Raw genomic sequence first — 21621 nt, 5'->3', positions numbered from 1 at the left:
GTGAGCGAACCGGAGCGGCCCATGAACGACCTACCGGAGGAGTTCGCCACGAACGTGCCCCATTCCGCGCGTGTCTGGAACTACTGGCTGGGAGGGAAGGACAACTATCCCGTCGACCGTGAGGCGGGGGAGCAGTACAAGCAGATCTTCCCCGGCATCGTCGACGTCGCCCGCGCGGCCCGGTACTTCCTCGCGCGGTCCGTGCGGTACCTGGCGGGCGAGGCGGGGATCAGGCAGTTCCTCGACGTCGGGACGGGCCTGCCGACCGTGGACAACACCCATGAGATCGCCCAGCGGGTGGCGCCCGAAAGCCGGATCGTCTACGTCGACAATGACCCCCTGGTGCTGGCGCACGCCCGCGTCCTGCTCACCAGCGCCCCGGAGGGCGCGACCGACTATGTCGACGCCGACATGCGCGACCCCGGCGAGATCGTCCGCGCCGCGTCCCGGACGCTGGATCTCTCCCGGCCCACCGCGCTGACGCTGATCGGCGTTCTGGGGCACGTCCAGGAATACGAGGAGGCCCGCTCGATCGTGAGCCGCCTGATGGACGCCCTGCCGCCCGGCAGCTTCCTCGCCCTCGCCGACAGCGTCAACGCCGGGGAGTCGCACCTCGAAGCCCACGACCGCTACAAGGAGACCGGGGCCGTCCCGTATCTGCTGCGTTCGCAGGAGGAGATCCGCGGGTTCTTCGACGGCCTCGAAACGGTGGAACCCGGCCTCGTGCCGATCACGCGGTGGCGTCCGGACCCCGTTCCGTTCGACGCGCCCACGTCCGCCGACGTCGGCACGCTCGGAGGTGTCGGGCGCAAGACACGCTGACCACCGGGGCCGATCCGCGGGTCGGCACCGTCGCGCCGGGCTAGGCTGTCGGCACATATCGCCAGAGTGAAGGGCATGGCGCATGAACCGCAGCGAACTGGTCAGGGCCGTGGCGGAACGCGCGGGGAGCGACGAGGCCGTGGCCCGCCTGCACGTCGACGCCGTGGTCGAGACCGTGATGGAACGGGTGTCCGCCGGGGAGCGCGTCATCGTCACCGGGTTCGGGACGTTCGACCGCCTGTCCCGCCCGGCGCGCAGCGCCCGCAATCCGCGCACCGGCGTCCCGGTCGAGGTGCCCGCCGCCGAGGTTCCGCGTTTCCGGTCCGGGCAGACGTTCCGGAACCGTGTCGCAGGGAGCGGTTCCGCGGCCCCCGAGGAGCAGGGCGTGGCGGCGGCCGCCCCGCCGGACGCGACGGTCAGCGTCGTGGTCGAGGAGCCCGGCCCGAAGAAGCCCAAGACCTCCAAGAACGTCAAGACCCCCAAGACCGCCAAGGACGTCAAGGGCGGAAAGAACGCGGGGAAGGGCGCCAAGAAGGCGAAGAAGGGCGCGGACGCCAAGAAGGCCAAGGCGGGCAAGGCGGACGCTTCCTCGTCCGCGAAGAAGAAGCAGGGCAAGGCGAAGGCCCGCGCCAAGGCCGGCAAGTAGCCGCACGCGCGCTCAGCCCGCTCCCGCCGGGCGGTTCGCCCCCGGCCCGCCTGAGCGCCGGTCGGTGCGGAGCTGGCTGGACGCGCTGGACTTGCGGGGCTTCAGCCGTGGATCGAGACGCGGGTGACGCCGGGAACCGTCCGGGCCAGGACGTCGGCGATCCGCTGCGCCGACTCGTCCGCGCGTCCGCGCAGTTCGACGGCGCCGTCCCGGACCGACACGTCCCAGCGCGCGCCGACCGCCCCGTACTCCGCGATCGCGGCCAGCACGTCGTCGCGGATGCGGGCGTCGCCGCGGGCCAGGATCGCGATGAGGTCGCGGCGGCTGACGATCCCGACGATGGTGGAACCGTCCAGCACGGGGACGCTCTTGATCCTCGTCTTCATCATCGTCTCGGCGAGCACGGCGACGTCGGTGTTGGGACGGACGGTCTCCACCTCGCGGGTCATGACCTCCTCCACGAGACGCGGCGACGGGCTCGCGGTGGTGGCGACGGGCCGGACGAAGGCCCTCGGGTCGTGCTCGAACACGCCTTGCAGCAGGTCCATCTCGCTGACGATGCCGGCCAGCCGCCCCGGTTCGTCCACGACCGGCAGCGCGGTGACGCAGTGCTCGTGCAGGATGCGGATGGCCTGGCGGACCGTGGCCGACGGCGGAATCGTCACGACGGGCGAGGTCATCGCCTCCCGGACCAGCATGCGTGTTCTCCTTCCGGCGAGGACGCCGTTCACCTACCCGGGCAGGACGTCCCTGACCCATTCGTCCAGGATCGCCCGGGGGCCGCCGCAAGCCCAGGGCCGTTCGTCCACCACCTCGGCGGCTGAGATCGGCCGCCCCGGCGGATGAGCCGTCAGAAGAGGGTCGGCGGTTCCGCCGGCTCCGGCTCGGGCAGCGGATCGAGCTCGGGCACCCGGCCCCTCACCTCGTCGTGGAACCGGCGGGCGAGCGTCAGCGCCTCCGCATTGTCCGGCGTGTGGACGAAGACGGTCGGCGATCGCCCCTCGCGCAGCCATTCGGCGGCCTTCCCGGCCCAGTGCCGCCATCCCTCGATCGTCGTCGCCGTGTCGTCCCGTCCGAGGTAGCGGATGATCGGGCGGTCCGTCAGCGCCGCCGACCTGCGCGGTACGCGCGGCTTCTTCGTCCAGGCGTCCCGTTCGGCGTCGCTGGCCGGGCGGCTCCGGAAGAACACGGTGGTGTCGAAGGGGACCCATTCGGCCCCCACCCCGGCGAGAACCCGTTCGAGGTCGCGTTCGCACCCCGGCTCCTCGAAGAACGCGCGGTGACGCACCTCGACGGCATACCTGTGCGCCTTCGGCAGGCGGCGCAGAAAGCCCGCCAGCGTCCCGAGATCCGCGGGACCGAACGACCCCGGCAGCTGCACCCACAGCGCATGGGTCCGCGACTCGAGCGGCTCGATCGCCGCCAGGAACGCCCCGAGTTCCTCGTCGAACCCGGCGAGCCGCCGCTCATGCGTGATCGACTTCGGCAGTTTGAGGACGAACCGGAAGTCGGACGCGGTCTGCTCCGCCCACGACTCCACCGTGCTCCTCGACGGCGTCGCGTAGAAGGTCGTGTTGCCCTCCACGGCGTTGCACCAGCCCGCATAGGCCCTCAGCCGCGCACCGGGCGGAAGGGGATGAGGGACGTAACGCCCCTGCCACGACGGATGCGTCCACATCGCGCACCCCACATGAAGCCGCATGAACCCGACGCTACCGAACCCCGGCCCTCCGGCGCCCCGTGTCGAGACCCCCTCCACCTGCCGCTCCTCGGGGACTTGAACTCCGCCCGCTCTGGGCCCGTATCTCCACCCGTAGATCGGGATGTCGGACCTTGGAGGACCCCCATGAGGGCGAGAAAGAGTCGTCTGCGCACAGCGGTCACGTGGACCGCGGTGGCCGCCGGATCCGCCGGTCTCGTGGCCGGCTCGCTGTACGTGGTGCGGATGCCGGACCGGTCCGGCGGCCAGCAGGCCACGCTGACCGGCGAACAGGCATCGAACACCCCGCGCGGTTCGGCCGGGACCCTGGCCGCGCGGCTGACCGACCGTCTCGGCGCCCGGACGACCGGCGCCTACCTCGACTCCGCCGGCCGGCCCGTCGTCACCGTCACCAACGCCGACGACGCCGCCATGGTCCGCGAGGCCGGCGCCGTGCCCAAGATGACGCAGCGGAGCCCGGCGGCGCTGAACCGGATCACCGCGACCCTCCGCCAGTCGTTCACGAGCGTGCCCGGCACCGGCTGGGCCGTCGATCCCGCCACCTCCCGGGTCACGGTCTGGACCGACGACTCGGTCGGCGGGGCACAGATGGCGACCGTCCGCCGGATGGCCCGGCGGATGGGGCCGGCGGTGCGGATGGTCCACATCGACGGGCGCCTGCGCACCTTCGCGCTCGGCGGCGACGCGATCTTCGGGCAGGGCTCGCGCTGCTCCCTCGGCTTCAATGTCACGGTGGGGCAGCAGGACTTCTTCCTCACCGCGGGGCACTGCGGCAACGCCGTCCGGAACTGGACCGCCGACCAGCAGGGCGGCGAGCTCCTCGGGACCACGGTGCGGAGCAGCTTCCCCGGCGACGACTTCGCGCTCGTGCGGTCCGCGCAGCCGGGGGAGGGCGCGGTCAACCTCTACAACGGCCAGGCCCAGGACATCACGCAGGCCGGCGAGGCCGTCGTCGGGCAGCGGGTCGCGCGCAGCGGCAGCACCACCGGCCTGGCCACCGGCCGCGTCATCGCCACCAACGCCACGGTGAACTTCCCCGAGGGCACGGTCACCGGCATGATCCAGACCACCGTCTGCGCGGAGCCGGGCGACAGCGGAGGCCCGCTCTTCAGCGGGAACACCGCCCTCGGCCTCACCTCGGGCGGCTCGGGCGACTGCCAGATCGGCGGCGTCACCTTCTTCCAGCCGGTCACCGAACCCCTGCAGGCCTTCGGCGCCGAGGTCTCCTAGGCCACGCCGCGCACCCGCAAGGGGCCCGGAGTGCTCTCCGCGGCCCCTTCGCCCTGCCCATTCTCTCTCGGGCGCCAGGGTCCGGCCCCGCGTGGATGCACGCGAGCGCCTCCCGGCCAGGGCCGATCAACCCGGTTGACGACCATCGGTCGGTCAGCCGCTGGGTCGGACCCCGCCAGGAGGCGCTCGCCTACATCGTCACTGTCAGTCGTCGTAGTAGTTCGGCTGGGACTGGGCGTTGAGCATGTCGAGCCTGACGCGCTTGGCCCTGTCGGTTCGACGGTCCCGGATGTCGATGACGTCCAGGCCCATCTGGATGTCGTTGGAGTAGATGTAGCCGTTGTAGTAGTACGTGGACCACGTGCCGGCGATCTGCAGTTCGTCCGACCACGGGCCGCGGTCGAACCAGGCGATCTCCTTCGGCTTCCGGGAGTTGGTGAAGTCCATGACCGAGATGCCGCCCTGGTACCAGGACTGCACCATGATGTCCTTGCCCTTCACCGGGATCAGCGAGCCGTTGTGCGCCACGCAGTTCTCGGCGTCGGTGTTGTGCCGCGGGATCTTGTAGTAGCTGCGGAACTTCAGCTTGCGGTGCTTGCCCTTGCCGACGATGTCGTAGATGGCGTTGGCGCCCTTCTCCGGCCCGACCTCCGCGTTGCAGGTGGCCGCACCGCCGCCGCCCAGCTCGTCGGTGAAGACGATCTTGTTGGCGCGGTTGTTGAACGTCGCCGAATGCCAGAACGCGAAGTTCTCGTCGTCGCGCACGCTGGTGATGGTGCGCGGCTTCAGCGGGTCGGAGATGTCGAACAGCACACCGTCGCCCATGCAGGCTCCGGCCATCAGGTCCTTGTCGGGGTAGGCGGTCAGGTCATGGCAGCCCGAGGTCGCCCTGGTCTGGCCGGGCCACGGCGTGTCCGGCGGATCGCCGGGGTTGCCGCCGTCCGGGAACAGCACCGGCTCGGCCGCCACGTGCGCCGCGCTCGGGTTCCACAGCGGAACCTTCACGATCGAGATGAGGTCGTGCGGGGTCCGGCAGTCGGGGTAGGTGTCGCTCGGGTTGTACGAGGACACGTAGATGTAGGCCGTCCCGCGCTTACCCGGGACGAGGGTGTTGGTGTGGGAGCCGCACTTGGTCTCGACGGCCTTGACGTAGCGCGGGTTGCGCACGTCGCGGATGTCGAAGATCTTGATGCCCTCCCACGCCGACTTGTCGGTCGCGGGCTTGGGTACGGACTGGCACGAGTCGTCGCTCCGCGAGCTGTCGGTCGACAGGAACAGCAGGTTCCCGGCGATCGACACATCGTTCTGGGAGCCCGGGCAGTGCACCACCGTGACGACCTTCGGCCGCGTGGGCCGGCTGATGTCGTAGACCGTGAAGCCCTCATAGTTGCCGCCGAAGGCGTACCGGCCCTTGAAGGCCCAGTCCGAGCCGAACGCGTCGGGCCCGGCGAGCGGCCCCTGCTTGGGGATGTTCGCCACATGGTGCAGGTTCGGGGACTTGGTGATCTCATCGTTGTCCGGGACGCGGTCGGCCGACGCCGGAACGGCTACGGCCGAGACCACCAGCAGGATGCCCGAGAGGACACCCAAGAGGGTTCTGCGTCTGGTTCTTCGTTTGGGCGCTGGCGCCACTCCTGACTCCTTTGTCTCCATGGCCCCCGGTAAACGGGTTCTGATCACCACGGAGTATGAAGCGTTTCGGGGTTGATGCATAGGTCTGAACATGTCTGTGCGCATCTTGATACCAAAAGGCCCTTTTCTGACGCTTCGCTCTGGGGATACGGTCCCGGGTGGGTGACCGGCCGGAACTGGGAGGTTGGATGCGGCATCGGATCGCGGTGGCGGGCGCGGGGGTCGTGATGGCCGCCGCCGTCCTGACGGGCTGCGGCGGCGATGACGAACCGGAGGCGGCCCCGTCGAGGTCCGTGCTGGTCCCGGGCCGCCCGGGTGAACCCAACAAGACCGGGATCGCAGGCCCGCGCGAGGCGGCGCCCCCCAACGCGGCCGAGGTCGGGTTCGTGCAGATGATGATCCCGCACCACGTGCAGGCGCTGGAGATGTCCGCCCTGGCCCCGGACCGGGCGTCCGACGAGCGGGTCCGGTCGCTGGCCTCCCGCATCGACGCGGCCCAGAAGGTCGAGATCGCGGCCATGCGGTCGTGGCTGAAGCGGAACCCCAAGGCCGTCTTGAAGGCGCACGGCAGCGACCACGGCGCGAACCACGCCCGCATGGCGGGGATGGCCACGCCGGAGCAGCTCCAGCAGCTGAGGGAGGCACGTGGCGCCGCGTTCGACAAGCTGTACCTGACGCTGATGATCACCCATCACCAGGGCGCGCTCACCATGGTCAAGGACGTCTTGTACAAGGGCACCAACGTCACCGTCCAGGAGTTGGCACGCGACGTCCAGTCCAGCCAGATGGCCGAGATCGGCCGCATGCGGGGCCTGCTGGCGAGCTGACCGCGTCCGCGGTCGCAACGACCTCCGGTGGGACCGCCATCCGGGCGCCGAACTCACCGAGATCCGCGCGCCGTGGGGACTGCTCGGACGGTCACTTCCTCGCGGTGTCGTCCTGCGGTGGCGGCCCGACCGGCCGTGGAGCCTCTCCGGATGCGGGGTCGCGGGGGAGCGCGAGTGCGGCGATGAAGGAGTCCTCCGCCTCGCCGGCGAGGCCCGGCGTCCAGGCGCCGAGCGGTACCGACCGCAGCCGGCGGCCCCCGGGGTCGAGGATCTGGCCGGCGAACTTCAGGCTCCACAAGGTCAGGGAGCGGTCGGCGACCGTCAGCTCGGGGGCGTGCGCGGCCAGGGAGCTCTCGAACGCCGGGATGTCGTCGAGCGAACGGAGCCAGACGCAGAGCAGGACGTTGTGCGCACCCGACAAGGAGGCGCACAGGCGGGTCTCGCGCAGGCCCGCGAGCCGGCCGGCGACGCGGCCGACGGTACGCGCCGGTGCCGAGCCCCAGAAGGTGACGCCGACGGGCCAGCCGGAACGGGACCGGGCGACCTCACAGCGGTAGGCGATCGTGCCGTCGCGTTCCAGCCGGGCCAGCCGGCGGCGAACCGTGGTGGGGCTGAGGCCGGTGCGCCCGGCCAGGGCCGTCACGCTCTGCCGGACGTCTGCGCCGAGGAGGCGAATGAACGCCTCGTCGCCCTCGCGCAGGGGGCTCCCACCGGGGTTATGGGCGGGCGCCGGGTCCGGGACGGGGCCGAGGAGCCGGTCCAGCCGCCAGCGGCTGCCGTCGGTGTGCAGAGCGGTCGTCGGATGCGCCCGGATGGCGGTGACACCCGGCAGGGCGCCGAGCCGGAAGCCGATGTAGCTCGCAAGCTGCGCCTGGCCCGTGAACACGGCGATGAGCAGCAGGTCGCGTCCGCCGGTGACATGTCCGAGATCGAACAGGTGCGGGTCGTCGGCCACCGCCATGGCCGTCTCGTGGATGCGTCCGGGCGCGCAGTCGAGCTCGATGAGGGCCAGCAGGTGGCCGGCGGGCATCGCCGTCGGGTAGCACATCAGCCACGCGAGGCCCGCCTCGCTGAGCCGGTTCCAGCGGCGGGCCGCGGTGGACGGGGATATGCCGAGACGGGCGCCGATCGCCCGCCACTCCGCCCTCGGCTCGTGTTGCAGCGCGCTGACGATGAGGTAGTCGAGTTCGTCCAGATCGGTGGATCCATGCAAACGATCGGCCAAAAGTATCCGTTCCCGGCATTCCAAAGGGCTTGAGTGGTTACTGCTGCACACTGCCGCAATGTTCTCATATGACGACGCCGCCACTCTCGGTGAAGAGCTGACCGCGCTGCGCAGGGACCTGCACCGCGAACCGGAGATCGGACTGGACCTGCCGCGCACCCAGGAGCGCGTCCTGCGCGCCCTCGACGGGCTGCCTCTGGAGATCTCCACCGGGAAGGACCTCAGCTCGGTGACGGCGGTGCTGCGCGGCGGCCGCCCCGGCCCGGCCGTCCTGCTGCGCGCCGACATGGACGCGCTGCCCCTCCGAGAGGAGACCGGCGTCGACTACGCCTCGCAGGTCCCCGGGGCGATGCACGCCTGCGGCCACGACCTGCACATCGCGGGACTGGTCGGGGCGGCACGGCTGCTGGCCGCGCACCGCGGGGAACTCGCCGGGGACGTGGTGTTCATGTTCCAGCCCGGCGAGGAGGGCTACGCCGGTGCCAAGGTCATGATCGACGAGGGGCTGCTGGACGCCGCCGGACGCGAGCCCGCCGCCGCCTACGCCCTGCACGTCTTCTCCACCGGGCTCCCGGCCGGATTCGTCATGACCAGGCCCGGCGCGTTCATGCCCTCCAGCGACACCTTCGACGTCCGGGTCGTCGGCAAGGGCGGGCACGGCTCGGCTCCGCACCTCGCCCGCGACCCGATCCCGCCGCTGTGCGACATCGTGACGACGCTGCAGACGCGCATCGCCCGGTCCATCGACCCCCTGGACCCGGCCGTGGTCACCGTCGGGAAGCTGTGGGCGGGCACGATCCGCAACGTGATCCCCGAGGACGGGAACCTGGAGGCGACCGTCCGCACCTTCTCCGAACAGGCCCGGAAGAACGTCCGTGACGTCGTGCTGGAGACCGTCGAGGGCATCGCCGCGGCGTACCGCGTCAAGGCCGAAGTGGACTACCAGGACCAGTACCCGGTCACGGTGAACGCCCCCGACGAGGCGAGGTTCGCCCTGGAGACCGCCGAGGAGCTGTTCGAGGGGCGCGTGTTCGAGTCGCCTCAGCCGCTTCCCGGCTCGGAGGACTTCTCCTACGTCCTGCAGCAGGTTCCCGGCGCGATGCTCTTCCTCAGCGCCTGCCCGCCCGTCCCAGACCCCGCAGCCGCCCCGGCCAACCACTCCGCGCAGGCCGTCTTCGACGACTCCGTCCTGCCGGACGCCGCCCTCCTGCTGGCCACGCTGGCCGCGCGACGTCCCGGCCACGTGGTGAAGGACGCCTGACCATAGTCCGCCGTGGCGCCATTTCTATCTACGATCGCTCTGCCCCGGCGAGCCTGACTCTGGGCCACGTGGTGGCTCCGTACGGCCGCCGCTGCGAAGGAGTCACCCTCCTTCGCGGTCGAGCGGTCCCCAGTCACCGTTCGTGTCGTGTTTCAGAACGTCCTCGGCCTGTTCAAGGACTTGCCTGTCGATGAGTGCGACGGGCTTGGGGCTGGCCACGATGGGCTCGTTGTCGGGGCCGCGGTTGACCTCATCCCCCTCCAGCACCCAGGGACGTGCGCCGTGCGCCCGGGCCCTTTCCAGGTGCGAGTAGTCGTGCAGGCGCCGCGCCACCCACAGGACGGTCGAACGATCTCCCCACCACGGCTCGACGGCGAGTGGGTTGGCGGACAGGCCCGGCAGTTCGGCGCCGGTCAGCCCGTCCGTGCTGTGCGGGCTCGCCATGTCGGCCTCGGGGTCCGCCGACCAGCGGACGAACAGCGGCGAGCGGGCGTCCAGCAGCTCCGCGAGCCGTCCCAGTTCCGTGATCACCTCTAGCGCCATGAGCAGCCTGTTCCCCGTCGCGTCCGGTCGATTCACGGACGACCGCCGCGGACGCTGCCCGTCGCTGGGTGGTGTGCCTGCCCGCTGATCCGTCTCGACACGTGCGATCAGATCGTGATTGGTCCGCGGACTGCCGGGCAGTGGCCAACGAACCGCCGACTGCGGCGTGAGGGCTCTGGTGGAGCGTGACGTGCGCCGGACATGGAGGGGAACCATGCCGTACACCTCATTCAATGGGCAGACCGACAGCGATCAAGCCACCGCTCCCATAGAGAGCGAACCCGTCCGTGGTCAACCGGGCCCGGGTGGTGTCGATGCCGAGAGCTTCCAGCGGGCGTCGCACCGCCCCGGCGGGCCCGCCCGTGGCGACGACCCGCATCGTCACGGCAGGACATCATCCTGATCTTCGGGCGCCGCCGTCTGACTCGTAAGCCTGAACGATGATCGCGCGCTCCCGGTCATCTGTTCGACCGCACCTGGGCCGGCCTAAGTGCCACGTGCTCCATTCCTTGCACGAGCTCGAAAGTTCTATAACGAATATCGATATCGCAGGGCATCGCGAAACCGAACGAAGAATGCGGTCCGTCCAGATTTCAGAAGGAGAAGTTCGTGACGTCTTCGGTAATGAACCGAGCTTCTGCCGCAGAGGCACGGACAGTCAACGTGTGCTGTCCGCCCGTGAGGGTATACGCGGCCGTGTCGGGTGATCAGCGCATGTCAGTGCCATTTGTCTTGGGCGGTGCCTGACCCGGCGTCATCCGTGCTGGGCCGCAGACGACCGGAGGAGTTCCCATGGGAGACGAAAAGCGCGATGTGATCCAGGTCCTTTCTCACGATCACCGTGAAGTCGAGGAGATGTTCGATGAGCTGACGGCTGCGACCGACCCGGAGGAGCGGCGCCGGATCACCGACGACGTCACCATCGAACTGGTTCGGCACTCGATCGCCGAGGAGATCCACCTGTATCCCGCCGTCCGCGATCTCGTGCCGGGCGGCGACGAACTAGCGGACAAGGAGATCGCCGACCATGCCGAGGTGGAACGCATCCTCAAAGAACTCGAACAGGCCGACGCCGACCACGAAGGCTTCATGACACTGGTGAACCGGCTCATCGACGACGTCTCCGCTCACGTCCGGGAAGAAGAAGGCGACCTGTTCCCTCGGCTCGCCGAGCACGCCAACGCCGACCAGTTGCTGGAGCTGGGCGACAAGGTCCAGTCCGCCAAGCGAATCGCTCCCACCCGGCCGCACCCGTCGGCGCCGAGCACGCCGCCGTTGAACAAGCTGCTGGCTCCCGGCGCCGGCCTGGTGGACCGGGTCCGTGACCGCCTGACCGGCCGCGGTAGCGACTGAACTGCGCCTTGTGGCGGCGGGTGGTGGGGCAGAGATCGCCCGGCATGAGATCCCGAGTGTGCTCCTGCCGTCCCGGGCGGGGGAATGGATGACCGACAGGAGTCGACCGGGCACGTTGCGCGTTGAATTCGCAGAGTCTCATGCCGCCGCGCCGTCGAGTTCGATAACCGGTCTCTCGAACGGACGGGACGAGCCCAGGTGTGATCGTTAGGGGCGCCAAATGTCGGGCATACGGTTCATTTCGGACTCCAAGTGAGGGGCGATATGAACACGGCAGCTCACAGTCCCCGGTCAGATGTCCGACGCGCCGTTCGGCAAGCCGGCGGCGGAGAGCGGGAACGGAGCCCCGGATGCTCATGACCGATGCGGGCGCGGACCAGGAGAGAAGGCGGTTCGAACGGGACGCGGTGCCCTATCTCGACCAGCTGTACGCCGCCGCGCTGCGCATGACCCGCAACCCCGCCGATGCCGAGGACCTCGTCCAGGACACCTACGCCAGGGCCTTCTCCTCGTTCCACCAGTTCAAGGAGGGCACCAACTTGAGGGCCTGGCTCTACCGCATCCTGACCAACAACTTCATCAACGAGTACCGCAAGAAGCAGCGCCGGCCCGTCCAGGCGACGGGAGAGACGATCGAGGACTGGCAGCTGGCGGAGGCGGCCTCGCACACGCCCGGCGGCCTCAAGTCCGCCGAGACCACCGCGCTCGAACACCTCCCCGACTCGGAGGTGAAACGGGCCCTGGGCGACCTCCCGGAGGAGTTCCGGCTGCCCATCTACTTCGCGGACGTGGAGGGGTTCTCCTACAAGGAGATCGCGGACATCATCGAGGTCCCGATCGGGACGGTCATGTCCCGGCTCCACCGCGGCCGCCGCCGGCTGCGCGCGCAACTGGTGGACTACGCCCGCCAGCACGGATTCGCCACCTCCGCTTAGATCGGGGACGAGCCACAGTCCCCGATCGCCACGTCCGGCGGCTGCTCTCAAGAACACCGCACTTCGGCAGGGCGCCGCCCCGGAGCCGCATCGGATCCGTCCTGGCGGGCAGGGGAGGCGGAGGCGCCGTGAGGGGGAGCCGTGCGTGTAGCCGCCGTGCAGACCGTCCTGCCGGAACATCATTACGACCAGCACCAGATCACCGAGGCCGTCGCTGAGGGGACCGGGGCCGACCGGCGGCTGCTGGAGCGCTTCCACGCCGCCACCCGGGTGAAAGGTCGGCACCTGGCCTTCCCGATCGAGAAGTACAAGGACCTGGGTGATTTCACCTCCGCGAACGACGCCTACGTCGACGCCGCCCTCACCCTCGGGGAACAGGCCGCCCAGGGCGCACTGGACGCGTCCGGAATCGACGCGTCGCAGGTCGATCAGCTGGTCTTCTGCTCCTCGACCGGCGTCGCCACCCCCTCGTTGGACGCTGCCCTGGCCCAGCGCCTGGGGCTGCGGGAGAACATCAAGCGGGTACCGATCTTCGGTCTGGGATGTGCGGCCGGTGCCGCGGGACTGTCGCGCTTGTACGACTACCTGCGTGCCTGGCCCGACCAGGTGGCGGTGCTGATCTGCGTCGAACTGTGCTCGCTCACGGCGCAGCGCGAAGACCGCTCGATGGCCAACCTGGTGGCCAGCGGACTGTTCGGGGACGGTGCCGCCGCCGCCGTGGCGGTCGGCGGCGAGCGGGAGACCGACGTACGGGGGACGAGCCGCCGGGGACCTCGGATCGTGGCGACCCGCAGCAGGCTCTATCCCGGTACCGAGAGGCTGATGGGGTGGGACGTCGGTGAGCACGGCTTCCGTATCGTCCTGGCCGCCGACCTTGTCGATCACGTTGAGGCGACGCTGGCCGATGACATCGCCGCCTTCCTGAGCGAGCACGGACTGTCTCCCGGTGAAGTGTCCTCGTGGGTCTGCCATCCCGGGGGACCGAAGGTGATCGAGAAGGTCGCCGAGGCGTTCGCCTTGAGGCAGGGTGAACTTGATCTGACGTGGGACTCCCTGCAGAACGTCGGCAATCTGTCCTCGGTCTCGGTGCTCAACGTGCTGCAGGAGACGATCGAGAAGCGCCGCCCGCCGGAGGGCGAACCCGGGTTGCTGATGGCGCTGGGACCCGGGTTCTCCGCCGAACTCGTGCTGCTGCGCTGGTGAACAAGTGATCGCGTACACGCTGCTCATCGCCCTCGTCGGAGCCGAACGGATCGCCGAACTGGTCGTGTCCCGCCGCCATCTGGCCTGGGCGGGGCGAAGGGGCGGCATCGAGTACGGGCGCGGCCACTACCCGTGGATGGTCGCCGCCCAGGTCGGCCTGCTGGGCGGTGCCCTGCTGGAGGCGTGGCTGCTCGACCGGCCCTTCGTACCGGTCCTCGGCTGGTCGATGCTGGGTCTCGCCGTCCTGGCCCAGGGGCTGCGCTGGTGGTGCATCGGCGCGCTCGGCAAGCAGTGGAACACACGGGTGATCATCGTTCCGGCCCTGCCGCTGGTGGACAGGGGCCCCTACCGCCGGCTGCGCCATCCCAACTACCTCGCGGTCATGGCCGAGGGAATCGCGCTGCCGCTGGTGCACACCTGCTGGCTCACCGCATCGCTCTTCACCATCGTGAACCTGGGTCTGCTGAGAACCCGCATCAAGACCGAGAACGCCGCGCTCCGACACGCCCTCACCACGATCGCCGCTGCCAAGCATTGATGGGCCGGCGACTTGAGCGAGCCTCAGATTCCTGAGCCGGGCTCTGGGAACATGGTGTGCAGTGCATCCTGGCCTTCGCCGCGATCATGCTCTGAACAGGCAGCTTGCGGGTGCGGAGGAAAGCCTTACTGATCCGTGAGGGTGTGCAGGTCACCTGAGGTGGAGCGGGCTCTGCGCCCGCTACGGTAAGCCAGATGTCCCTTGCGCATGGTGATCGGCCGATTGACCATTGCGTAAGCCCACAGATCCGGAAGATTCGGGAGGTGGTTCATGGCCTGGTGTTGATACTGAATCGGACATCAGCGTGCTCTTGATCGCCGGAACTGACGGCTTCCCCTCGCACCGACAGGGACCGACCCGTAGGAGCGGACACCGTGGCAAATGATCTACTGTCTCTGTCAACGAACGAGTTCATCGTCGGCCTCGAGGCGGTCGCCCGTCGATTCGATTCCGCGATCTACCCGCAGCAGAACCTCCCCGCCGACGACTGGACGTCGCTGACGAGGGCCGGTGTGCTGCTGCCGACGCTGCCCAAGGAGTACGGCGGCCGCGACAGTCACAGCGAGATGTGCCAGGTCGTCGAGACGCTGTCCGAATGGAACCTGCCGCTCGGCATGTACGTCACGGTCATCAGTGCGGTGGCGTTGCGGCCCATCGTGCTGTGGGCCGGCGAGGAGGCCAAGCGGGAGGTGCTGCCGCTGTACGCCGGCGACGATCCCATGATCTGCGGGTTCGCCTCGACCGAGCCCGGCTGTGGCTCGGCCATGTCCGGCATGAGCACCACCTTCGAGGACGTCGAGGGCGGCTACCGGATCCGTGGCCGCAAGCACTGGCAGGCGTTCAGCCTCAGCGCCCACTGGTGGCTGGTCAGCGCGAAGAATGACGAGCACGGCCGCCGCGAGTACGGCTACTTCATCGTCAAGCGCAGCGAGGGGTTCCGCACCCTGCAGCCCTACGAGCCGCTCGGCCTGAAGGTCATCGACTACGGCCTCAACGAGATCGACGCGGTCGTCCCCCGGCACAGGCGGATCGCGGCCGAGGGAAGGACCCTGCGGCCGATGGCGGAGATGCTCATGGCGTCGCGGGCGATGATGGCCGCGATGGGCTGCGGATTCCTGCGCCGCATCAGGCGTGAGGCGCATGCGTACGCCGACCGTCGCAAGATCGGTCCGGGGCCGATGTCGGGGATCCGCTTCGTCCGCTACCGGCTGGCGGCCATCGACGCCTCCCACACCGTCTGCGCGGCGCTCAACCACTACCTGCGGACCGTGCTGGACATGCGGGACGACATGATCGGCGCGTTCCCCGCCGTGCAGGCCATCAAGACGGTCGCCACGGAGCGGATGCTCAGTGCGGCGCACCACTACCAGCAACTCACCGGCGGCGAGGGGTACCGCTGCGGATCCCCCACCAACATCTCCGCCCAGGCGTTCCTCGACGCCCGCGTCTACACCATCTTCGACGGCACCAACGATCTGCTCAGCCAGCAGCTCACCGAATACTGCCTGGCCAGGACGGACGGCCGGGCCCTCAGCCGGTTCCTGGCGGAGTGGCCGCTCACGGCGTCAGCGGTCATCACGCACCGTCTGGACCTCGGGTTCCTCGACCAGGACCTCCGGCAGGAGCACCTGGTCCTGGCCGGACGCGCGATCGCCTACGTGTTCGCGATCGGCCAGGTCATGCGGTGGGCCGCCGAGACCGGCACCGATGCCGGCACGGCCTGGACGGCGATCGAGTTCCTCAAGGCCGACATCGCCGGCGTCGCCACGGAGTTCGGCCTGCTCTCCACGGGTGTGCTCGGCGTCGGGGACGAGCCTGCCCCGTCCAAGACGGGCGTGCTGCCGTCCCGCTCCATCCCCGTCGCCGCAGAGGTGTGATCTGGAGCTAGCCCGGTAGTCCCTCCCGGCGGCGGATCAGCTGTATCAGGTCCGCCGCCCGCTCCTTGATGAGGTTGAGCCCGGGGTGGCCCCAGGGCCGCGGCTCACGGTCGATGATGCAGATCGTGCCGAGGACCGTGCCCGTGTGGTCGATGAGGGGCGCCCCGGCGTAGGTGCGGATACCGAGCTTGTCGACGACCGGGTTGCCGGCGAAGCGCGGGTAGTCGCACACGTCGTCCAGGACGAGCGCCCTGCGCCGTACGACGACGTGCGGGCAGTACCCGTGGTCGAGCGGAACTTCCCGGCCGAGCTCCACGGCGTCGGCCGGATCGGCCCCGGGAGCCTGCGGAGCGTACAGGCCGCCGAGGTACTGCTGGTCCGTGACGAAGTTCACCATCGCGAACGGGGGCTGGTCGGCGCCGACGAGATGCCGGGCGGTTTCGGCGAGGTTGCGGGCGAGCGCGTCCAGCTCGCCGTCAGGTTGCTGCCCGAGACCGAGCTCTCGCAGCCGCGCCATTCGCTGGGGCACTTCGGGGTCGACGGGCGTCAGGAGGTGGCCGGGAGGTTCATAGAGCGGATCGTGAATCACGGAGTTCTCCATGTGTGGCGGTTCTGCGGTCAGGCAGAGGCAGAGGGGGCGGCGACGAGAAGATGCCGGATCAGGGCCTTCAGCACCGAGAGGGCGGAGGAGCGGTCCCGTGCGTCGCACGGCAGGATCGGCACGCGCGCGTCGAGTCCGAGGGCGGCTCGAACCTCGTCGGGTTCGTAGCGGAACGCGCCGTCGAACTCGTTCACCGCGACGAGGAACCGGGTTCCCCGGTTCTCGAAGAAGTCGACGGCCTCGAAGCAATCCTCCAGGCGGCGGGTGTCGGCGAGCACGATGGCGCCCAGCGCCCCGGCGGACAGCTCGTTCCACAGAAACCAGAAACGCCGCTGCCCGGGCGTTCCGAAAAGGTAGAGCACGATCCCGTGCTGCTCGATCGTGATCCTGCCGAAGTCGAACGCCACGGTGGTGGTGGACTTCTCCTCCACCCCGCCGAGGTCGTCGATGCCGACGCTCGCCCAGGTGATGAGTTCCTCGGTGCTGAGCGGTTCTATCTCGCTCACCGCGCCGACGAGGGTCGTCTTCCCGACGCCGAAACCGCCCGCTATGAGGATCTTGACTTGGGTCGGGAGCACCTCAGGCTTGTTGTAGGCCATCGAGCAGCTTCTCCAAAAGGGCTCGGTCTGTGGGGTCGGCCGCGGTTCGCGCCGCTTGTTTGGTCATCGCCCGGCGGTCCACCAGATCGGAGAGGACGACCTTGGTGACCACCACGGGAAGCCGCAGATGCGCCGCGACCTCGGCGACCGAGGTCGGCGTGCGGCACAGTTCGAGCGCCTTGGCATGCTCGGGGTCCATGGCCGGGGAAGGCCGGTCGGCCGCCATCACCAAGGACAGCAGGTCCAGGTCGACGGTCGGACGGGTGCGGCCGGCGGTCACCGCGTACGGGCGTACCAGCAGGCCGGCGTCCTCGTCGAGCCAGACATCATCGTCACCGGCTGTCATGGCGATTGATGCCGGTCGCTCGTCGTGGCCGTCGATCGTGCCGCGGTGTGGAGGAAGGGCCGGACGGCCTTGATCAACCGCGCCATCTCGAAACCGACGACGGCGGGGTCGGCCTCCGCGTTCGCCAGTACCGCGAGCACGGAATTGTAGCCGGCCCAGGAGATGAACAGCTGGCTGGATTTGAGCTCCGCCACCACCTGCCGCACCTCGTTGCTGTTGTCGAACTTCGTTCCGGCACTCCGCGCTATGGAGAAGAGTCCCGACGCGAGTGCGGCGAGCTGTTCCGCACTGGCGCGGTCGAAGCTATGGGCGGCTTTCAGCATGCCGTCGGAGGACAGCAGCACGCTGCCGCGTATGACCGGAACCTCCTCACTCAGCCCCCGCAACAGCCAAGCAAGATCTTCAGCCTGGTTCGGGGAGACACTACTCAACGCACGCTCCTTATCATTCGTAAGGCCTCGTCAGTTCACGTTTTCGGGACCATCCACCGGTCCGTCGTTCTCCTGGCCGCTGCGTATGCCCTTCTTGAATGCCGCCATCAATCCGGGATTGTGCTCGACATCCTGATCGTCCTGCTGGGGAGCGGGGTCATTGACCAGTTCGGGCGCCAGGTGGGATTGGGCCTGGCGTTGCGGCAACGGCGGCCGCTCACCGGCGTCCTCCGCAACGGCCGGTCCGAGGTCCGGCATGTCCGTCGGCGGACCGGACGGCCGCGCGGACCGGCGATGGGAGCCGCCCTCGGCCGCAGAGGGCGGCTCCGCGGTCAGGTGGGTGCCGGGGGCACCACGGTCGTTCGGCGCCGGATTCGGTAGGGCCTCGATGCCCGGCTCGGAGCCGGGGAAAGGCGCCGACGGCGGAGCCGAGACCGCCGCCGCGCTCGCGGCCGGAAGCCGGGCGGCCTGGGAGTGCGCCGGCTTCTCCTTGGGCTGTACCTCGGCGGCCTCCGCTTCCCTGCCGTCCAGTTCCTCGGGCACGACGACGATGGCCTGCGTGCCGCCGTAGACATTGGCCTGGAGCTGGACCTGGATCTTGTGACGGCGCGCGAGCGCGGAGACCACGAGGAGCCCGATGCGTCCGTCCTTCAGCAGTTCCTCGGTGTCGGTCCGCTCGTGGTCGGCGAGCAGCTCGTTCAGCCGCCGCTGGTCTCGCCGCGGGATGCCGAGGCCCCGGTCTTCGACCTCGATGGCCAGGCCCGCGCTGACGCTCTCGACGCGAATGAGCACCTGCGTGCGCGGCGGGGAGAACTTGGTGGCGTTCTCGATGAGCTCGGCCAGCAGGTGGACGACGTCCGCGACCGCGCCGCCGTGCAGGCTCCCGTCGACGGGCGGCACGACCTTGACCCGGTTGTAGTGCTCCACCTCGGCGATGGCCGAGCGCAGCACCTCGTACATGGTCACCGGCCTGCTCCACCGGCGGCGCGAGGTGGCACCGCCGATCACGGCCAGGCTCTCGGCCTGGCGGCGCGTGCGGGTGGTGAGGTGGTCTACCTTGAACAGCCCTTTGAGGAGGTCCGGGTCCTCGACCTGGTTCTCCAGCTCGTCGAGTCCCTGGATGGCCCGATGGGACAGGGACTGCATCCGCCGGGCGAGGTTGACGAAGACGCCCACCCGCTGGTTGGCGGGTTCGCGGCTCGCGGCACCGAGCACGGCGTTCCAGGCCGTGCTGTGCGACGTCCGAAGCTCATGCGCGAGTTGCATGACGGGGTCGCCGGTGTCGGGGGCGGGGTAGTCCTCGCTGCACGGTGCGGCCGTCTCGCCGACGCTCAGCCTCTCGGCCAGCCTCTGCAGGTCCCGCCGGCTGCGGGCGGCCAAGAACCCGAGCTCGCCGAGCCGCCGCTGCATGTTCTCGTGGTCGCGGACGGCCGACTGGGCGCGCTGCCGGTGCACCCGGCGGGTCGCCGCGTCCGCCCCCACCGCGGCGGCTCCCAGGGTGATCGCGACGCCCATGGCCGCCGCGGTCAGCACCAGGCGCGCCTCCTGGGTCACGGCGTCGCCGCTGTACAGGACCGCCACGGCGGCGAATCCGAGGATTCCCACAATGGCAGCGGGCAGCACGGAAATGGACAGGTGAAAGGCACGTATACCGTCCTGCCGACGTATACCACCGATCAGTGACCTGCCGGTTCGTCGGGCATCCTGGTGCTCAGCGCCGGCAGAGGGTTCGAAAAAGTCAGGCATCGGCGTCCTCAGTGCGTCGACAGCAGAGATCACGATACTGAGTAATACGTACTCGTATGGGTACAGCCCGTCCCCAGCCTGTCACAACGCCTCGTCGGGGAAGCACGGAAAGCCGAGATTCCGGCGACCCGGGGACGCTATCGGGCTATCCGTCCTAGAATGTCTAATTATTCCGATATTTGTAGAATTTGGTTGGCGTCATCCGTCCACTGGTGCGGAGGTGCGGTCTCGGCACGGCGGACAACTGCAAAGGGGTAAAACGGGCAGCCGATAAAGCATTGGACGATCCGGGGACGGCAGCAGCCCGGTCAAGGCGACCGAGGCCGATCCGCAGGCGGCCGGCCTGCCCGCCGATAGGCCGATCCGCGGCCAGGCCGTCCGTGAGGACTCGCCGCCCTGCGCGGCAACCCCCGTCCTGCCGGGACGAGAGTGACACGGGCCGGCTCGCGGCCTTGTCCACCAGGCGACGGATCGGTCGGCCTCAGCGAAGCTGCGCGATGCCCGCCGTGCGGCCGGAGGGACCCCCGTCGGGCACGACGAGGGGCGCGGCTGCGGGATCGACGCTGGTCATTTAGTGTTCGGCGCATGACAGAACGACGCGCGATCCTCAGCGGCTCGACCTATGAGGAGCAGATCGGCTATGCCCGCGCCGTGGTCGACGGCGACTGGGTGCATGTCTCCGGCACGACCGGGTTCGATTACGCCACCATGACCATCTCCGACGATGTGGTGGAGCAGGCCGCGCAGTGCCTGCGCAACATCGAGGCCGCGTTGGCCGAGGCGAAGTGCACCTTCGTCGACGTCGTGCGGGTGCGGTATCTGCTGCCCGACCGCGCGGATTTCGAGCCCTGCTGGCCGGTGCTGCGCCGCGCCTTCGGCGAGGTACGGCCGGCCGCCACGATGCTGGTGTGCGGACTCGCCGACCCCCGCATGAAGATCGAGATCGAGGTGGACGCACGGCGGGCCACCCCGTAACAGCCCACGTGATCAGGCCAGATCAGCGGCCGTCACGCCGCCCACAAACGCCGCGATAGCCGCCGAGCTTGACGACCCTCGCGTTCGCCACCAACCGACTGGGTCGCAGAGGAGGATCGTGGTAGGCCCAACATGATTCCCCGCGCCGTGGTCGGCGCCACCCGCCACCACGCCACCCACCGACGATGAGGCGACCGCTCGGTTCGGGACGCGATACGGCCGCCGGAAGAGGAGAGGCCGGCTGTCTACTGGCCTTCCGATGGCTTGGTGGCCTGGACGAGTGTGATGTCCGCGATGGGAACGGTGAGGCGGAGCGCCGTGATGCGGTCGATGCGCACGCCGCCGGCGGTCAGTGAGCGCCGCATTTGGTCTGGGAGGGAGGGGGCAGACCGGCGGAGCTTCATCGTGCGCTTGTGGCCTGACTGGTCGGGGAAGGCGTCGGCGATGATGAGGCTGGCTCCGGCCGCCATGACTCGGCTGATCTCGGTGAGGCCGGCCTGGCGGTTCTGCCAGTGGCGCAGGGACAATGTGATCAGCGCGAGGTCGAAGGCGCCGTCGGCGAATGGAAGCCGCTCGGCAGGTGCAGCGACCAGGCTGGTGTTGGGGTGGGCGGTCAGGGTCCCGGTGGCATGGTCGAGCATCCGGATTGAGGGGTCGACCCCCACCAGGTGCGCTGGTCGGTACTGGTCGGCGAGTCTGAATAGCAGACGTCCGGTGCCGCAACCTGCGTCCAGAATGTAGGAGGGCGGCCGCACATGGTGGTGTATGTATCGAATGACCGCCTGGTGGACCGGCTCGTACAGCAGGTTCTGCAACTGGCTGCTGTTGTAGCTGTCGGCCCATCGATCGAATCGATTTGGCCCAGGGAGCGAGGGGCCGGCGCGTGGCGTTGAGGGGCCCGGCTGCCGCATGCTTCTACTGTTCCACCCGGTAGCGCCCCGTCAACCGGATCGTGTGGCCGAGCCTGAGTTCGGCCGGACCATGCCTTTCAGGGTTCGGATGTGCGCTCGGGGTCGGGGTCGCCGTATTCGCCGTGCCAGTAGGCCAGGCGTCCGCGGCGGCCCACGGCGCGTAGCCGGCGTTCGACGGCTTCCCGGACGGTTTCGGTGAC

Annotated in this window: 22 protein-coding genes; 11 read left to right on the top strand and 11 right to left on the bottom strand. The window is 69.4% G+C overall.

Annotated features, from left to right (window positions below; genetic code table 11):
* Nucleotides 1–21: 21 nt before the first annotated feature.
* On the top strand, nucleotides 22–822 hold the full coding sequence (locus ACTWPP_RS39855) for an SAM-dependent methyltransferase (protein ID WP_443109654.1): 801 nt from the start codon (nucleotides 22–24) through the stop codon (nucleotides 820–822).
* Between the two features lie 82 nt (nucleotides 823–904).
* On the top strand, nucleotides 905–1468 hold the full coding sequence (locus ACTWPP_RS39850) for an HU family DNA-binding protein (RefSeq protein ID WP_443109653.1): 564 nt from the start codon (nucleotides 905–907) through the stop codon (nucleotides 1466–1468).
* Between the two features lie 101 nt (nucleotides 1469–1569).
* Here the strand turns inward: ACTWPP_RS39850 and ACTWPP_RS39845 are convergent, their stop codons facing one another.
* Both ACTWPP_RS39845 and ACTWPP_RS39840 read right to left on the bottom strand, forming a co-directional pair.
* Nucleotides 1570–2166: a CBS domain-containing protein gene (locus ACTWPP_RS39845; RefSeq protein ID WP_443109652.1), complete on the bottom strand. Its 597-nt coding sequence runs from the start codon at nucleotides 2164–2166 to the stop codon at nucleotides 1570–1572.
* 152 nt (nucleotides 2167–2318) lie between these two features.
* On the bottom strand, nucleotides 2319–3170 hold the full coding sequence (locus ACTWPP_RS39840) for a DUF72 domain-containing protein (protein WP_443109651.1): 852 nt from the start codon (nucleotides 3168–3170) through the stop codon (nucleotides 2319–2321).
* Between the two features lie 192 nt (nucleotides 3171–3362).
* Here ACTWPP_RS39840 and ACTWPP_RS39835 point away from each other — a divergent pair, with 192 nt between their 5' ends.
* Complete coding sequence (locus ACTWPP_RS39835; protein ID WP_443109650.1) at nucleotides 3363–4418, top strand: S1 family peptidase; 1056 nt, start codon at nucleotides 3363–3365, stop codon at nucleotides 4416–4418.
* A 204-nt stretch (nucleotides 4419–4622) separates the two neighbouring features.
* Here ACTWPP_RS39835 and ACTWPP_RS39830 read toward each other — a convergent pair whose 3' ends face one another.
* On the bottom strand, nucleotides 4623–6071 hold the full coding sequence (locus ACTWPP_RS39830) for an LVIVD repeat-containing protein (RefSeq protein WP_443109649.1): 1449 nt from the start codon (nucleotides 6069–6071) through the stop codon (nucleotides 4623–4625).
* Between the two features lie 167 nt (nucleotides 6072–6238).
* Here ACTWPP_RS39830 and ACTWPP_RS39825 point away from each other — a divergent pair, with 167 nt between their 5' ends.
* Nucleotides 6239–6877 carry a DUF305 domain-containing protein gene (locus ACTWPP_RS39825; RefSeq protein ID WP_443109648.1) on the top strand — a complete coding sequence of 213 codons (639 nt, stop codon included), beginning with the start codon at nucleotides 6239–6241 and terminating at the stop codon, nucleotides 6875–6877.
* Between the two features lie 91 nt (nucleotides 6878–6968).
* On the opposite strand, the gene ACTWPP_RS39820 is transcribed toward ACTWPP_RS39825, so the two are convergent.
* Nucleotides 6969–8090: an Lrp/AsnC family transcriptional regulator gene (locus tag ACTWPP_RS39820; protein ID WP_443109647.1), complete on the bottom strand. Its 1122-nt coding sequence runs from the start codon at nucleotides 8088–8090 to the stop codon at nucleotides 6969–6971.
* A gap of 70 nt (nucleotides 8091–8160) precedes the next feature.
* Here ACTWPP_RS39820 and ACTWPP_RS39815 point away from each other — a divergent pair, with 70 nt between their 5' ends.
* On the top strand, nucleotides 8161–9363 hold the full coding sequence (locus tag ACTWPP_RS39815; protein WP_443109646.1) for a M20 metallopeptidase family protein: 1203 nt from the start codon (nucleotides 8161–8163) through the stop codon (nucleotides 9361–9363).
* Between the two features lie 102 nt (nucleotides 9364–9465).
* Here the strand turns inward: ACTWPP_RS39815 and ACTWPP_RS39810 are convergent, their stop codons facing one another.
* Nucleotides 9466–9906 (bottom strand): DUF6098 family protein, encoded by a 441-nt coding sequence (locus tag ACTWPP_RS39810; protein ID WP_443109645.1) that lies wholly within the window; start codon nucleotides 9904–9906, stop codon nucleotides 9466–9468.
* Between the two features lie 792 nt (nucleotides 9907–10698).
* Between ACTWPP_RS39810 and ACTWPP_RS39805 the strand changes: the two genes are divergently transcribed.
* The 5 genes from ACTWPP_RS39805 (at nucleotide 10699) to ACTWPP_RS39785 (ending at nucleotide 15812) form a co-directional block, all read left to right on the top strand.
* Nucleotides 10699–11259 (top strand): hemerythrin domain-containing protein, encoded by a 561-nt coding sequence (locus tag ACTWPP_RS39805; protein WP_443109644.1) that lies wholly within the window; start codon nucleotides 10699–10701, stop codon nucleotides 11257–11259.
* 350 nt (nucleotides 11260–11609) lie between these two features.
* On the top strand, nucleotides 11610–12194 hold the full coding sequence (locus ACTWPP_RS39800; protein ID WP_443109643.1) for a sigma-70 family RNA polymerase sigma factor: 585 nt from the start codon (nucleotides 11610–11612) through the stop codon (nucleotides 12192–12194).
* Nucleotides 12195–12335: 141 nt separating this feature from the next.
* Nucleotides 12336–13397 carry a type III polyketide synthase gene (locus tag ACTWPP_RS39795; protein ID WP_443109642.1) on the top strand — a complete coding sequence of 354 codons (1062 nt, stop codon included), beginning with the start codon at nucleotides 12336–12338 and terminating at the stop codon, nucleotides 13395–13397.
* A 4-nt stretch (nucleotides 13398–13401) separates the two neighbouring features.
* On the top strand, nucleotides 13402–13935 hold the full coding sequence (locus ACTWPP_RS39790; RefSeq protein WP_443109641.1) for an isoprenylcysteine carboxyl methyltransferase family protein: 534 nt from the start codon (nucleotides 13402–13404) through the stop codon (nucleotides 13933–13935).
* Between the two features lie 374 nt (nucleotides 13936–14309).
* Nucleotides 14310–15812, top strand: coding sequence for an acyl-CoA dehydrogenase family protein (locus ACTWPP_RS39785; protein WP_443109640.1), 1503 nt, complete (start codon nucleotides 14310–14312; stop codon nucleotides 15810–15812).
* Between the two features lie 7 nt (nucleotides 15813–15819).
* On the opposite strand, the gene ACTWPP_RS39780 is transcribed toward ACTWPP_RS39785, so the two are convergent.
* From ACTWPP_RS39780 to ACTWPP_RS39760, 5 genes are read right to left on the bottom strand one after another with little or no spacing between them, the layout of a single operon-like run.
* Nucleotides 15820–16401, bottom strand: a complete 582-nt coding sequence (locus ACTWPP_RS39780; RefSeq protein WP_443109639.1) for a GAF domain-containing protein — start codon at nucleotides 16399–16401, stop codon at nucleotides 15820–15822.
* Between the two features lie 29 nt (nucleotides 16402–16430).
* The gene (locus ACTWPP_RS39775) at nucleotides 16431–17012 is read right to left on the bottom strand and encodes a GTP-binding protein (protein ID WP_443109638.1); all 582 of its coding nucleotides are present in this window, start codon (nucleotides 17010–17012) and stop codon (nucleotides 16431–16433) included.
* Nucleotides 16993–17358, bottom strand: coding sequence for a DUF742 domain-containing protein (locus ACTWPP_RS39770; RefSeq protein ID WP_443109637.1), 366 nt, complete (start codon nucleotides 17356–17358; stop codon nucleotides 16993–16995). Before ACTWPP_RS39770 ends, ACTWPP_RS39775 begins: the two co-directional genes overlap by 20 nt.
* Complete coding sequence (locus tag ACTWPP_RS39765; RefSeq protein ID WP_443109636.1) at nucleotides 17355–17789, bottom strand: roadblock/LC7 domain-containing protein; 435 nt, start codon at nucleotides 17787–17789, stop codon at nucleotides 17355–17357. Before ACTWPP_RS39765 ends, ACTWPP_RS39770 begins: the two co-directional genes overlap by 4 nt.
* Nucleotides 17790–17819: 30 nt before the next feature.
* Nucleotides 17820–19394: an ATP-binding protein gene (locus ACTWPP_RS39760; RefSeq protein WP_443109635.1), complete on the bottom strand. Its 1575-nt coding sequence runs from the start codon at nucleotides 19392–19394 to the stop codon at nucleotides 17820–17822.
* A 726-nt stretch (nucleotides 19395–20120) separates the two neighbouring features.
* Between ACTWPP_RS39760 and ACTWPP_RS39755 the strand changes: the two genes are divergently transcribed.
* On the top strand, nucleotides 20121–20510 hold the full coding sequence (locus ACTWPP_RS39755) for a RidA family protein (RefSeq protein ID WP_443109634.1): 390 nt from the start codon (nucleotides 20121–20123) through the stop codon (nucleotides 20508–20510).
* 245 nt (nucleotides 20511–20755) lie between these two features.
* On the opposite strand, the gene ACTWPP_RS39750 is transcribed toward ACTWPP_RS39755, so the two are convergent.
* Nucleotides 20756–21325 carry a class I SAM-dependent methyltransferase gene (locus ACTWPP_RS39750; RefSeq protein ID WP_443109633.1) on the bottom strand — a complete coding sequence of 190 codons (570 nt, stop codon included), beginning with the start codon at nucleotides 21323–21325 and terminating at the stop codon, nucleotides 20756–20758.
* Nucleotides 21326–21621 lie beyond the last annotated feature (296 nt).

The sequence above is a fragment of the Actinomadura sp. 3N407 genome, from assembly GCF_052245875.1.
Classification (GTDB): Bacteria; Actinomycetota; Actinomycetes; order Streptosporangiales; family Streptosporangiaceae; genus Spirillospora.
The sequence above is the reverse complement of the archived record's forward strand: the minus strand, read 5'-3'. Positions and strand labels throughout refer to the sequence as shown.

Coding starts and splice junctions, on each gene's coding strand:
- ACTWPP_RS39805 (WP_443109644.1), top strand. CDS start 10,699: ATGGGAGACGAAAAGCGCGATGTGATCCAGGTCCTTTCTCACGATCAC.
- ACTWPP_RS39775 (WP_443109638.1), bottom strand. CDS start 17,012: ATGGCCTACAACAAGCCTGAGGTGCTCCCGACCCAAGTCAAGATCCTC.
- ACTWPP_RS39810 (WP_443109645.1), bottom strand. CDS start 9,906: ATGGCGCTAGAGGTGATCACGGAACTGGGACGGCTCGCGGAGCTGCTG.
- ACTWPP_RS39840 (WP_443109651.1), bottom strand. CDS start 3,170: ATGCGGCTTCATGTGGGGTGCGCGATGTGGACGCATCCGTCGTGGCAG.
- ACTWPP_RS39770 (WP_443109637.1), bottom strand. CDS start 17,358: ATGACAGCCGGTGACGATGATGTCTGGCTCGACGAGGACGCCGGCCTG.
- ACTWPP_RS39850 (WP_443109653.1), top strand. CDS start 905: ATGAACCGCAGCGAACTGGTCAGGGCCGTGGCGGAACGCGCGGGGAGC.
- ACTWPP_RS39825 (WP_443109648.1), top strand. CDS start 6,239: ATGCGGCATCGGATCGCGGTGGCGGGCGCGGGGGTCGTGATGGCCGCC.
- ACTWPP_RS39815 (WP_443109646.1), top strand. CDS start 8,161: ATGTTCTCATATGACGACGCCGCCACTCTCGGTGAAGAGCTGACCGCG.
- ACTWPP_RS39830 (WP_443109649.1), bottom strand. CDS start 6,071: ATGGAGACAAAGGAGTCAGGAGTGGCGCCAGCGCCCAAACGAAGAACC.
- ACTWPP_RS39800 (WP_443109643.1), top strand. CDS start 11,610: ATGCTCATGACCGATGCGGGCGCGGACCAGGAGAGAAGGCGGTTCGAA.
- ACTWPP_RS39855 (WP_443109654.1), top strand. CDS start 22: ATGAACGACCTACCGGAGGAGTTCGCCACGAACGTGCCCCATTCCGCG.
- ACTWPP_RS39845 (WP_443109652.1), bottom strand. CDS start 2,166: ATGCTGGTCCGGGAGGCGATGACCTCGCCCGTCGTGACGATTCCGCCG.
- ACTWPP_RS39755 (WP_443109634.1), top strand. CDS start 20,121: ATGACAGAACGACGCGCGATCCTCAGCGGCTCGACCTATGAGGAGCAG.